The sequence below is a fragment of the Paenibacillus sp. JGP012 genome (genome assembly GCF_014203995.1).
Taxonomy (GTDB): domain Bacteria; phylum Bacillota; class Bacilli; order Paenibacillales; family Paenibacillaceae; genus Paenibacillus; species Paenibacillus silvae.
In genome coordinates this window covers 75,012-88,299 of sequence record NZ_JACHKG010000011.1, presented here as the reverse complement: position 1 = coordinate 88,299, position 13,288 = coordinate 75,012, and the positions used below count along the sequence as shown (strand labels likewise).

The 13,288-nt window shown below is 48.7% G+C and carries 10 protein-coding genes; 1 reads left to right on the top strand and 9 read right to left on the bottom strand.

Annotated elements, in window-relative coordinates; translation table 11 throughout:
• The first annotated feature begins 28 nt into the window (after window positions 1-28).
• The gene (gene gcvPB / locus HNR77_RS15220) at window positions 29-1,525 is read left to right on the top strand and encodes an aminomethyl-transferring glycine dehydrogenase subunit GcvPB (protein ID WP_311768636.1); all 1,497 of its coding nucleotides are present in this window, start codon (window positions 29-31) and stop codon (window positions 1,523-1,525) included.
• Between the two features lie 257 nt (window positions 1,526-1,782).
• Here the strand turns inward: gcvPB and ptsP are convergent, their stop codons facing one another.
• From ptsP to HNR77_RS15175, 9 genes are all read right to left on the bottom strand, one after another.
• A complete protein-coding gene (gene ptsP / locus HNR77_RS15215; protein ID WP_184185816.1) occupies window positions 1,783-3,495 on the bottom strand; it encodes a phosphoenolpyruvate--protein phosphotransferase in 1,713 nt (570 codons plus the stop codon).
• Entirely contained in the window at window positions 3,488-3,763 is a 276-nt protein-coding gene (locus HNR77_RS15210; RefSeq protein WP_184185813.1) for an HPr family phosphocarrier protein, read from the bottom strand. Before HNR77_RS15210 ends, ptsP begins: the two co-directional genes overlap by 8 nt.
• Window positions 3,764-3,840: 77 nt before the next feature.
• On the bottom strand, window positions 3,841-5,898 hold the full coding sequence (gene ptsG, locus HNR77_RS15205) for a glucose-specific PTS transporter subunit IIBC (protein ID WP_184185810.1): 2,058 nt from the start codon (window positions 5,896-5,898) through the stop codon (window positions 3,841-3,843).
• A gap of 288 nt (window positions 5,899-6,186) precedes the next feature.
• Window positions 6,187-7,041 (bottom strand): glucose PTS transporter transcription antiterminator GlcT, encoded by an 855-nt coding sequence (gene glcT, locus HNR77_RS15200; RefSeq protein WP_184185807.1) that lies wholly within the window; start codon window positions 7,039-7,041, stop codon window positions 6,187-6,189.
• A 156-nt stretch (window positions 7,042-7,197) separates the two neighbouring features.
• Window positions 7,198-8,748 (bottom strand): flotillin lipid rafts scaffold protein FloT, encoded by a 1,551-nt coding sequence (locus HNR77_RS15195; protein ID WP_184185804.1) that lies wholly within the window; start codon window positions 8,746-8,748, stop codon window positions 7,198-7,200.
• A gap of 84 nt (window positions 8,749-8,832) precedes the next feature.
• The gene (locus HNR77_RS15190; RefSeq protein WP_184185801.1) at window positions 8,833-9,369 is read right to left on the bottom strand and encodes an NfeD family membrane protein; all 537 of its coding nucleotides are present in this window, start codon (window positions 9,367-9,369) and stop codon (window positions 8,833-8,835) included.
• Between the two features lie 280 nt (window positions 9,370-9,649).
• A complete protein-coding gene (locus HNR77_RS15185) occupies window positions 9,650-10,813 on the bottom strand; it encodes an iron-containing alcohol dehydrogenase (protein ID WP_184185798.1) in 1,164 nt (387 codons plus the stop codon).
• A gap of 92 nt (window positions 10,814-10,905) precedes the next feature.
• Window positions 10,906-11,493 carry an MSMEG_1061 family FMN-dependent PPOX-type flavoprotein gene (locus tag HNR77_RS15180; RefSeq protein WP_184185795.1) on the bottom strand — a complete coding sequence of 196 codons (588 nt, stop codon included), beginning with the start codon at window positions 11,491-11,493 and terminating at the stop codon, window positions 10,906-10,908.
• A 183-nt stretch (window positions 11,494-11,676) separates the two neighbouring features.
• Window positions 11,677-13,275 carry a UDP-glucose--hexose-1-phosphate uridylyltransferase gene (locus HNR77_RS15175; protein WP_184185792.1) on the bottom strand — a complete coding sequence of 533 codons (1,599 nt, stop codon included), beginning with the start codon at window positions 13,273-13,275 and terminating at the stop codon, window positions 11,677-11,679.
• Window positions 13,276-13,288: the final 13 nt, after the last annotated feature.

Genomic DNA, 13,288 nt, shown 5'->3' with positions numbered 1-13,288 from the left:
ACCTGCGAATCAGCAGTCCGAGACTGGTGTGCAATCCGCAGCTGCCAATCTGCAAACTGCATCATCGGCTGCTCCCGAGCAAACATTGATCTTTGAATTGAGCAGCCCGGGCCGCGTAGCTTATTCCCTGCCGGAATGTGATGTGCCCCGTCTGGATGCCGACACGTTGATTCCCCGGGAAATGCTGCGCTCAGAAGCTGCAGCCTTGCCGGAAGTATTTGAAGTGGATGTCATTCGCCACTATACTGCATTATCCCGCCGCAACTTCGGGGTAGATAACGGATTTTACCCGCTTGGCTCCTGTACGATGAAATACAACCCGAAGATTAACGAGGATGTTGCCCGGTATAACGGTTTTGCCAAAATCCATCCTTACCAGCATGAATCGAGCCTTCAAGGTGCGCTGGAACTGCTGTATACGTTACAGCAGGATCTGGCCGGGCTGACTGGCATGGATGCCGTAACCCTTCAGCCCGCTGCGGGAGCACATGGCGAATGGACCGGATTGATGATGATTCGCGCTTATCACGAAAGTCGCGGCGAGCTTCGTACCAAAGTTATCGTGCCCGACTCCTCTCACGGTACAAACCCGGCCAGCGCAACGGTGGCTGGATTCGAAACGGTCACGATCCCTTCCCGTACAGATGGTCTTGTTGATCTGGAGGCGCTACGTGCAGCGGTTGGAACGGATACCGCTGCCTTGATGCTGACAAATCCGAATACACTCGGCTTGTTTGAGAAGGACATTCAAAAGATTGCGGCGATCGTACACGAGGCTGGCGGCCTCCTTTATTACGACGGAGCCAATTCCAATGCCATTATGGGCATTACACGGCCAGGGGATATGGGCTTTGATGTGGTGCATTTGAACTTGCACAAAACGATGAGCACCCCGCATGGCGGCGGCGGACCGGGTGCAGGTCCGGTCGGTGTGAAAAGCCGTCTGATCCCGTTCCTGCCCAAACCGATGGTTGTTCAGAATGTTCAGGGTGTTTATGCACTGGATTATGAAGGAGATCAATCCATCGGCCGGGTAAAAGCCTACTATGGCAACTTCGGCATCCTGGTTCGTGCCTATGCTTACATTCGTACCTATGGTCCAGAAGGCTTGCGCCGTGTATCCGAATGTGCCGTGCTGAACGCCAACTATATGATGGCTCGTCTCGCACCTCACTATGAGATTCCTTATCCGGGTGTATGCAAGCATGAATTTGTGATGTCAGGACGCGGACTGAAGCAGTACGGTGTACGCACACTGGATGTGGCGAAGCGTCTGCTGGACTTTGGATATCACCCGCCAACAATCTACTTCCCGCTTAATGTTGAGGAATGTATCATGATTGAGCCAACCGAGACCGAAAGCAAAGAAACGCTCGACGGATTTATTGATACGATGATTCGCATCGCCAAGGAAGCGGAAGAAACACCTGAAGTAGTGCTGAATGCACCCTATGGCACACCCGTCACGCGACTGGATGAAACGACTGCGGCACGTAAACCTGTACTGAATTGTGCTTGCAGCTGAGCATTGATTTATAACTTTTAGCCCATGTACTGTTTATTGACTGTATGTCATCCCCTTGTACGTAATGAGGTATTACCTCCCTGTGCAAGGGGATTTTTTGCATTTATTTGTAGCGTGCATCGCGACTACCATTTCAAGCGTGAAAACAAAAAAAGCCGGCACCCACTTTATTCGTGGACACCGGCGATATTGCTGCCCAAGGCAGCCCTTTAATTCGGAAAAAGAAAACCTCAAATCCGGAGGAAACTCCGGCAAAATTACGCTTGAATGCTTTGAACGAGTTCAACCACTTGTTCAGCGGTTTGCATTTCCAACGCTTTGGCTGCCAGCTCCTGCATGTCCGCACGGGACAGCTTGGTGATCTGGCTGCGTGCTGGCAGAATGGAAGTTGCGCTCATGCTGAACTCATCCAGTCCGAGACCAAGCAGCAATGGAATTGCTGTTTCATCTCCTGCCATCTCACCGCACATGCCAGCCCATTTACCTTCGCGATGCGCTGCATCGATAACCATTTTAACCAAACGCAAAATGGCCGGGTTGTAAGGCTGGTACAGATAAGATACACGCTCGTTCATCCGGTCAGCAGCCATCGTGTACTGAATCAGATCGTTCGTACCGATACTGAAGAAGTCCACTTCTTTGGCGAATTGATCCGCCATTACAGCTGTTGAAGGAATTTCGACCATGATACCGAGTTGAATGCTGTCGGAAACAGCAATCCCTTCAGCGACCAGCTTTTCCTTCTCTTCGAGCAGGACAGCTTTTGCTTCACGGAATTCACCCAGTGTTGCGATCATCGGGAACATGATACGCAGGTTTCCGTGTACACTTGCACGCAGCAACGCACGCAATTGTGTACGGAAGATATCCAGACGGTCCAGACACAGACGAACTGCGCGGAAGCCGAGGAATGGATTCATTTCTTTTGGCAGATCCAGATAAGGAAGCTCTTTGTCACCACCGATGTCGAGTGTACGCACAACGACCGGTTTGCCTTCCATTTTTTCAAGTACCGCTTTGTAAGCATTGTATTGAATGTCTTCGGAAGGAAGCTTGTCTCTGCCCATGTACAAGAACTCGGTACGGTACAAACCTACGGCTTCGCCACCGTTTTCCAATACACCTGTTACATCATTCGGTGTACCGATGTTAGCAGCAAGCTCCACATGAACGTTGTCCACTGTAACTGTCGGTTCGTCACGCAGTTTTCTCCACTCCGCACGCTGTGCATCATACTGTTCCTGTTTGGCGCGGTATTCAGCAACTACGTCGTCTGTAGGGTTAACCAGAACGTGGCCGTCCAGACCGTCAACAATGATCAGGTCGCCTTGTTTCGCTTGAGACAAAATGTCCTTCGTTCCGACTACAGCCGGAATTTCCAGCGAACGAGCCATGATTGCAGAGTGAGAAGTCCGTCCACCAATGTTCGTCGCGAAACCTTTAACATACTGGCGGTTCAATTGAGCTGTATCGGAAGGTGTCAAATCCTCCGCAAGCACAATCACTTCTTCACTGATCTCCGCCGGGCTCATGAAGTCGATGCCAAGCAAGTGATTTAGCACACGCTTAGTCACGTCACGCATATCTGCCGCACGTTCCTGCAGGTATGCACTCTTCATATTTTCGAACATGGAGATGAATTGCGATGCTGTATCGTTAAGTGCAAATTCTGCGTTGATCATTTCATCAGCGATTTTGGCTTTTACCGGATCAATCAGTTCCGGGTCATCCAGAATGAGCAAATGCGATGCGAAAATTTCAGCTTTTTTCTCGCCAAGCTCTTGTAAAGTACGCTCTTTGATCGCTTCGAGCTCAGCCCGGGACTTGCCCAGAGCCGAGTCGAGTTTAGCGATCTCTGCGTCAACGTCGTTAATTTGGCGTTTTTCTACAGAGTAGTCAGGATGCTCCAAGATAAACGCCTTGGCGATAGCGATACCCGCCGAAGCCGCGATCCCGGAAACATTAAGCATGAATTTCGCCCAACCCTTCGTTAACCATAACGTCAGTCAAAGCTTGCAGAGCTTCTGCTTCGCCTTCACCTTCAACGATAATGCTGATGGTGTCACCTTGCTCCAGACCGAGGGAAAGAACGCCCAGAATGGATTTCAATGTCACTTTTTTGCCGTTAGCTTCTGCAAAGGATTCAGCACCTTTGAATTTGTTTGCTGTATTAACCAGGGCAGTTGCCGGACGTGCGTGGATACCATCTTCGTCTGTAATTCTGAATGTTTGTTGCATTACAATCATCTCGCTTTCGGTAGTTTGGTTTAGGCATTGCATATATTTACACTTGCTTGCCATCGTTGGGTCAGTTCTTATTTTATCTCAATGATCGGCTGATCGCCAACTTTGAGCACGCCACTCTTCTTCAGTGTGACGCTAGAGCCTTCTGGCAGGTTGGTGAAAATCACCGGAGAGATGATGGACGGAGCGTTGGCTTTGACGTACTCCAGATCCACTTCCATAATCGGCTGACCCGCAGATACCAGGTCACCTTCCTGAACCAGTACGTTGAAACCTTGACCTTTCAGTTTCACCGTATTGACACCTATGTGAACAAGCACTTCCTTGCCGCCATCGGACATAATGCCTACGGCATGTTTGCTTGGAAATACATTAAATACTTTACCATACACAGGGGAGGTAATCGTGCCATCATGTGGCAAAATAGCGAACCCGTCACCTGTCATCTTTTCGGCAAAGACCGGATCAGGTACGTTGGTTATATCAAGCAGCTCACCATTAACCGGCATAACGATATCCTCTGGTACAATGCGCTCGCCCTGCTCTCCCTGCGCCTTCTCCTCTTCAGGAGTTGGTTTAACCTCTGCCGCCGGAGCTGGTGCAGGCGTACGCCCTGCAATGATATCCTGCATTTGGGATTTAATCGTATCGGAACGTGTTCCGAAGATGGCTTGAACATTATTACCCACTTCAAGCACACCAGATGCACCCAATTGCTTCAAACGGTCTTTTTGCACATTCGATTTCTCATTAACTTCAATCCGCAAACGAGTGATACATGCATCCAGATGTTTGATATTTTCCTTACCGCCAAACGCTTCGAGAATGTTATGCGGCAGATCATCCGCAGAACCTGAAGCACCACCGCTCGATGCAGCCTCAGCAGAAGCTTCCTCGCGTCCTGGCGTTTTGAGGTTGAACTTGCGAATAATGAATCGGAAACCGAAATAATAGATTACCGCCAGAATCAGACCAACGATAATAACGTCCCACCATGGCGTGCGGTTTGGAATGATACCAAAGATCAGGAAGTCAATGAAACCACCTGAGAAGGTCATCCCGATTTTGACATTAAGCAGTTGCATTGTCATGAAGGACAAACCTGCAAAGATACAGTGTACAGCAAACAGAATCGGTGCTACAAACAGGAACGAGAACTCAAGCGGCTCTGTAATACCTGTCAGGAACGATGTCAGTGCAGCAGAACCCATGATACCTGCAACATACTTTTTATGCTCAGGTCTTGCTTCATGGTACATCGCAAGCGCGGCAGCTGGCAAACCGAACATCATGAATGGGAATTTACCAACCTGGAACGTTCCCGCTGTCAGCGCAACACCATCACGCAGCTGGCTGAAGAAAATCTTTTGGTCTCCGCGAATGACATCGCCGGCTTTGTTCACATACTCACCGAACTCAAACCAGAATGGAGAGTAGAAAATGTGATGCAGACCGAACGGAATCAGTGACCGCTCCACAACACCGAAGATGAAAGCCGACAAGGTCGGACTGGTATCCACCATGAAGTGAGAAATCGCATTTAATCCGTTCTGAATCGGAGGCCAGATCACTACGAGCAGCAACCCGAGAATCAGGGAAACGACCGAAGTAACGATAGGAACAAAACGTTTACCCGCGAAGAACCCCAGGTAAGACGGCAGTTCTATTTTGAAGAACCGATTATAACACAGTGCTGCGGCGATACCGATAATGATACCTCCAAACACCCCTGTGCTTAATGTAGGAATACCCAGGATACTCGCATAACCGGGCACCTTGCCAATCATGGCAGGGGTAACACCTACAGCAGAACCTAAAGTTACATTCATGACCAGATAACCGATGATGGCTGCAAGTCCTGCAACACCTTCACCGCCAGCCAGTCCGACCGCTACACCGACTGCAAAGAGCAATGCCAGATTATCAAATACGATCTGACCTGCGTTCATCATAATGGTTGCAATCGAGTTTACCCAAGGGGTATCGAGCGCAGTAACGTACTGCAGGAAATCAGGATTGACCAGCATGTTACCAATTCCGAGCAGCAAACCTGCGGCTGGCAGAATCGCTACTGGCAGCATGAGCGCTTTACCTACTCTTTGCAATACTCCAAAAAGCTTTTTAAACATCGCGTCGTATTCTTCCTTTCGTCTAAATCTGTATGTCGTGATGCAAGCAAGGGAACACAAAAAAAGGCATGAACTAATAAAAGTGAACTGTGCCTACCTTGGGGTATAGCATACCCTTAAAAAGGTAGAACAATCACACTCAAATTAACTCATGCCTGATCGAGTCAGTAACACGTCGCTTATGTTTATTCAGTTGCTTGATTACGGTCACCATTGTAGCATCACTTTGCACGCAGTGCAAGCCTTTACAGAAAAAAACGTTATTCCTTTGTTATTTCAGAGCATACTTTACTGATTTTCTTCGTCTTTCCGCTGGTTCAGTCGCTGCAGATGTATAGTTAAGTATCCAACCTCTGCCGGATAAACAGGCAGCTTGAGTCGTTTTTCCATCACTTTGGTCAGCTTCCATGCAAGCGAGTACATTTCGGGATACTCCAATTTTAATAGCGAATCCAGCTTGTGAAGCTCCTCCACCTTATCTCCGCGGCGTATACGCTCAAAAGCAAACCGCAGATGTGTTAACAGACGGGAATAATCCAATGATTGCGTTTCAAAAGAATAATCCAGCTGATCGGCAACCAGATTCACCAGATCCGTAATTAACTGCGAATGCTCCCTCACCTGAGAGATATTCTGGTTTGTCATCGCACTATAGATATGCAAAGCCACAAACCCGATCTCATCCTGGCCCAGGTCCACACCCATTTTTTCCTTGATCAAACGAATCGCATACTCTCCCATCCGATATTCATCGGGATATATCTCCCGTGTTTCGTATAGGAAAGGGTTCTGAATGACGATGCCCTGCTCTTTTCGCTTCAAGGCAAAAGAAATATGATCCGTTAAGGCAATATGAATATGTTCATTAAGCGGAACATCCGTACGCTCTGCAATATACGTTATGACTTCATTAATAATCTCGATCAACGCTTCATCTACCTGTGGTAGAAGCTGCTTGTACTGCTCCTGCTCCTGCTGGTTTTTCAAAATAAACATTTTCTCCACAGCCGTCAGCGGAATGTCATCACTCGGCTTCCGATTAAAGCCGATGCCTTTGCCGATGACCACGACTTCACCATGCTCGGGATGCTGTGCAATAATTACATTATTATTTAGCGCTTTATTTACATGCAGGCTGCTCATTTTTGCACCTCTTTTTTCACACCATCTTGGATGTGCCGCACACATCTTGTTACAGACAAAAAAACGACCGGAGCGGGCAAACCGCGCCGGACGTCTCGCTTAAAAAGTAACAAAAATTCGCCTTAAGGTCAATAGACAAGCCTTGTAATGCTGCTCCTAGTTCTCGCTTCTTTCCACAAGGCTCTCGATAACTGGTGAGGTCGCCTTCACAGGCTCACTCGATTGCACAGCCGTGGGTACAGCTGCTTTTGTTTTCGTCAAACCTTTAATCAGCTGCTCTACGTCGATGCCTGACACACTTTTCAACATTTCGGGTGCTGTAGCCATCAGTTCGGTTACATAATTGCTGACACGCGCAGCCCCTTCACCTTTGCCTGTATCTACCACCGTCAGCTTATCAATGGATGAGATCGGCTCAGCAATTTTACCAGCCAGCTCAGGCAGCATTTTGACAATGATATCGAGTACTGCTGCTTCGCCAAACTTCTGGAACGCCTCCGCCAGCTTCTCTTTCGCTTCCGCTTCGGCAAGACCGCGAAGACGAATAACCTCTGCATCCGCTGTACCTTTGGCGCGCTCTGCATCCGCAATCGCCTGACCTTCAAGCCGCTTTTGCTCGGCTGTTGCTTTGGCCTGGGTTTCGATCGAGTATTGTACCGCATCGGCTTCGCGCATGCGTTTTGCTTTGTCCGCTTCCGCAGCCTGCTCCACCGCGTAACGATCCGCTTCGGCTTTCTTTTTCACTTCGGCATCATATTGCTTCTCACGAACGGTAATTTCCTTCTCTTGCAAGTCAATCTCACGCTCTTTACGTACGAGTTCAACCTTCATCTGCTCTTCAACAACCGTCTGTCTGGCACGAGCTTCCTGAATGTGATAAGCCTGGTCAGCTTCCGCTTTGGCGGTATCCTGATCCCGTTTAAATGCCGCTACTTTCAGTTCTTTCTCCTTGGCTGCCTCTGCGATGTTGGTATCACGAAGCAACTCGGCTTTTTGTCCCTGCTCTTCCGCATTTGCCTTCTGAATCCGTGCATCACGCATCGCTTCTGCTTCGGCAATCTCGGCATCACGCTTCACGGCTGCGATTCTTGGTTTACCAAGCGCATCGAGGTATCCTTGTTTGTCACGAACATCCTTGATTGTAAAGGAAACGATCTGCAGACCCATCTTTTTTAAATCCCGAGCTGCCACGCCCTGTACCTCTTGAGCGAAACGGTCCCGGTTACGATACACTTCTTCTACCGTCATCGTACCGAGAATGGCCCGCAAATGGCCCTCCAGCACTTCCTGCGCTTCGCCTCTAAGAGAGTCCACCGGTTTGCCGATAAACTGCTCTGCCGCCGTTGCAACGTCCTCTACAGCGCTTCCAACCTTGATGATCGCCACCCCGTCAGCAATAACCGGAACACCCTGTTCTGTGTACACTTCAGGTGTGGAGACGTCGAGCTTGTGCGAAAGCAATGAGATAAATTCAGACTGCTGGAATACAGGAAGAATAAACGCACCGCCGCCGCGAACAATTTTAATTTTGCGCCCGGAATCATCCTCGGATATATTTTTGCTGCCCAGGAATGAACCTGTCACAATCATCGCTTCATCCGGTCCAACCGTCTTGTATCTTGCCCAGAAGGCCAGACCCAGAATCAAAATAACCCCTATAACCACAACAGGAATCAATAACACATCCCAATCCAGATTAGCTGTCATTCACATCTCTCCCCTTATCTCGTAAGTATTTAAAATGACTTCCTGCATTGTGAGCCTTGCCCCGTAATCGGATCACTCACTACCTCACATTTCTTTAAGTACATCATCATCCCACTCGGATACCCTCAGCACGCCATCCACCACATCAATAACAACCACTCGCGCTCCCGCCGCAATGGGAAGCTGCTCGAAGCTGGATGCCGTCTGAATCGTACTTCCGGATGCAAAACGAATCATGACTTCACCGAATCCGTTTGCCGGTATCGGAATTGTAATCTCTCCGATCTTGCCCGCCAATTCTTTCATCGAAAAAGCAATTGAAACGTCACTGTTACGCATCGGCTTGATATATGCGAAGAATACCAGCATGGCTGCAGCAATACCGATCAGCAGGGATAAGATCAGACTTGACATCACACTGAGCGAGCTGTACCGTGTCAGCAGGATGCCCGCTCCACCAAAAGCAGTAATGGACCCTGCCAGTACAACAGGTTTAAAAAAATCAACACCAGGCATTTCGAAGGCCCCATCCAGCAAGCCGTCAATCAAGTCACCCAGCACCAGGCTCACTATGGCAAAAACAGCGCCTCCGATAAGACATCCCCAATAAAGTGCTTCCATCCCCTCTTCCTCCTCTCTCTGCTGCAAATTCTCCAAACTGTGCATTCCACATGTAAATAAATACGTACATTCAGGGAAAATGTTTCAAAATCTTTCCTTAGATGTATTCAGAAGCCGCTAATGGGGATTACCATCACAATCTTCACGAATGCTCCAGTTCACTCGAATACGCGAATTCACAGCATAGCAAAAAACGCAAGCCCAGTAGAGACTTGCGTTCTGATAGATAATCCTGCATATGCTTTGATGTCAATTTTCGCTTGGTCTTCGTATATCTTAATTACAAGGAAGCCTTGTAAATGGATACCACATCTTCACGCTGCAGTTTTTTGAAGTTGCCGAACGGTCCAAACAGCATTGCTTTATCCGCCATAACTTCGATCTGACTGTCATCAATATCATAATCCGCCAGACGGTTTGGAGCCCCAATCGACGTCCAGAATTGGCTGAGTGCATCAATGCCTTCTTCGGCAATCTGTCTATCCGATTTGCCCTCAGGATTCACATCAAATACATTGATCGCGAGACGTTTGAAACGCTCCACCTTCACATCAATATTATGTCTCATCCAGTGCGGGAACAAGATAGCAAGTCCCCCACCATGTGGAATATCATAAACGGCAGATACTGCGTGCTCAATATTATGGGTAGCCCAGTCTCCTGCAAGTCCCATGTTCAGCACACCATTCAGTGCCATCGTGCCGCAATATAGAATGGTTTCACGCAGCTCGTAGTTCTCCAGATCTTCAACCAGACGAGGGGCCGCTTCCATTACTGTACGCAGAATCGTTTCGCAGAAGCCAAGTTGAACCGGTGAGTTCGGGTCCAGATGGAAGTAATGCTCCAGGACGTGAGACATCATATCCACCATACCGTATACCGTTTGATCCTTCGGTACCGTGTATGTATTCACTGGATCGAGAATGGAGAACGCAGGGAAAGAATAGGCACTGCCCCAGCCCAGCTTCTCTTGTGTTTCCTGATTCGTAATAACAGAGCCCGAGTTCATCTCCGAACCCGTAGCTGCCATTGTCAGCACAGTGCCGAGTGGTAGAGCGTCCTGTGCAACAGCCTTACGCTGCGCAAAGTCCCACATGTCTCCATCGTACTTCGCACCAACAGCAATCGCTTTGGCACAGTCAAGCACGCTGCCTCCGCCAACCGCCAAAATCAGCTCAATATCGTTTGTTCTGCAGAGGTCTACACCTTTGTGCACAGTTGATAGACGAGGGTTAGGCTCTACACCTGCAAGTTCAGTGACCTCTGCTCCGATTTCCTTGAGCAAGCCAAGCACCTGATCATACAGTCCACTGCGTTTAATGCTTCCACCGCCATATACAAGCAGAACCCGTTTGCCGTATTTCGGCACTTCAGTTTTCAGCGCTTCAAGCTGTCCTTTACCGAAGATCAGACGAGTCGGGTTATAAAATTGAAAAGATCTCATGATCTATAATCGCCTCCAATGGAGTTAAGTTTTTAGTGCAACCTCAATTATAGTACCCTGTTTATAGAAAAACAAATCCATAGCCACTCACTTTAGTTCAATCCGTTGATCTGCAGATGGGCACGAATCATTTCACTCATGGACGGCAGATGTTCAGACTTTGCCCATGTCGCCGTATCCCATAGCCCAGCCTGATCAAAGGCCCTTGGACAATGCATAAAACATTCCTCGACCTCCACAATGACCGCTGCTCCAATCGTTTTACCGCTCCAGTTCATGCTTGTAATGAACTCTTCGTCCTTTGTAATTTTTGCTGTTCCGTTGATACGAAGCACCTCATTTAATCCTGGTATCACAAACAGCATTCCCACACCCGGGTCTGATAAAATGTTTAACAAGGAATCAATCCGGCGATTGCCGGGTCGTTCCGGGTAAACCAGTCTATAAGGGTCCAGTACATGAACAAAGCCGGGGCTGTCTCCACGCGGAGATACATCACTTTTCCCATCACGATCCGAGGTTGACAAAAAAAACAAAGGTGACATCGCTATAAACTGCTGCACATGGGAATCTACATACGGAATCACTTTGTGGCGCACACGCTCACTTGATTCGCCTACCATACTTTTAAGTTCCTTTGCATCGGAAATGAACGGAATATGAAGCGGACTTTTTTCCATGAACTCGTCCCCATTTCAATATGTATTTGGTTGCACACTGGACTCTGCTTGGATGCTCCCTCCATTATACATAATCATGAAACATTCACACTTTGATTCATACCAAAAAAGGCACGCGTTCATCGTCGAACGAATGCCTTTTGATATGTTTGTGCCTTTAACGCAATTGCTTTTGCTGCCTTCTTACTCTGTATACCCCATGCTGCTTACGAAGCGGCGGAAGGCCTGCCGTCCAGCCTCATCATGTTTGTACACACCTGCGTGCTCCAGAATTTCAGAAAATTTCAGGCCCACCTGCTGCTGCACAAGTGAAATTGCTTCTTCCTTTGTCAAGCTGGAGCCGTGGCTCTGTTTCAACTCTTCTGTCCACGGCAAATGTTTGTTCAACTCGTGATCTGCTGCCTGGGCAGCTGCTGCAAGCTCGGTATTGCCTGCCAGAATATCGGCAATGCCGTCCAGCTCTTGCTTCAGACGTCCCGGTAGAATAGCAAGTCCCATGACTTCAATCAGACCGATGTTTTCTTTTTTCAGATGATGCATCTCGCGGTGCGGGTGGAAAATGCCTTCCGGATGCTCATCATTTGTACGGTTGTTACGCAAAACGAGATCCATCTCATAACCACCATCCGCACTGCGGCGAACGATTGGTGTTACCGTATTATGAGGCACTTTCTCCCCGTCTACTTCGCTGAATGCTTCGATCTCTACTGCGGAGTCGCTGTACACTTTCCATGCTTCATAAACAGCATTACCCGCTTCCAGCAGTTCCGCAGGATCATGTGAATGCAGACGCATCACGGACATCGGCCATTTGACAAGGCTAAGTGTCAGCCCTGGTGCATCCGCGTGACGGAAGACTGCCTCTGGCTGTGCGTTTTGAATCGCAAATGTATGACGTCCGCCCTGGAAGTGGTCATGTGTCAGGATGGAACCGCCCACGATTGGCAGATCGGCGTTAGACCCGATAAAGTAATGCGGATATTCCTGAACAAAAGCAAGCAGTCTGCGCAGGGTATCCTTCGTCAGCTTCATCGGCACATGATCATGATGGAAAATAATGCAGTGCTCATTGTAGTACACGTACGGCGAGTATTGGAACAACCACTTCTCATTGTTCAGCTGCAATGGAATGACGCGCAGATTCTGGCGAGCCGGATGATTGACCCGACCCGCATAACCTACATTTTCACGGCACAGCTGGCACTTTGGATATACCGGCGGTGGAAGCAGCTTGGCCATGGCAATTTCCTTCGGACTTTTCTCCGGCTTGGACAGATTGATCGTGATCTCCATCTCGCCATAAGCGGTGTCCTGCGTCCAATACACATTCTTTGAAACGCGGTCCATCCGAATATAGTTGGAGTTAATAGACAAGTCGTAAAATTGCGATGTTGCCGCCTCGATGCCTTCAGTCTGCTCCGTGTGGCGGAAAGCACGTACGACCTCCGATGGACGCGCCATCAGGTGACCCATAATTTTCGCATCCAGCAAGTCACGGAATGTGTCGCTGTTCTCGGGAATGAGCCCAATGGTATACCCGTAATCAATCAACGTATCCAGCATGGATTGTGGCCCGTCAGGTATCGTTGTATCCAGTTCACCAGCATACGGCTCGGAGAATCCGAACTGCTCCATCAGCAGATTGCGACTATAATCATAGTCTGCTTCCTCAATCAGTTTTTTCTGTAAGGCAAATGCGACCAGACGCTCAATGGCATGCAGTGCTTCCTGCTGCTCGGGTGTACGCTCTGTGGCTTCTGCTCCAGGTTGAGTCTGTGACATAAGATGTTCGCCT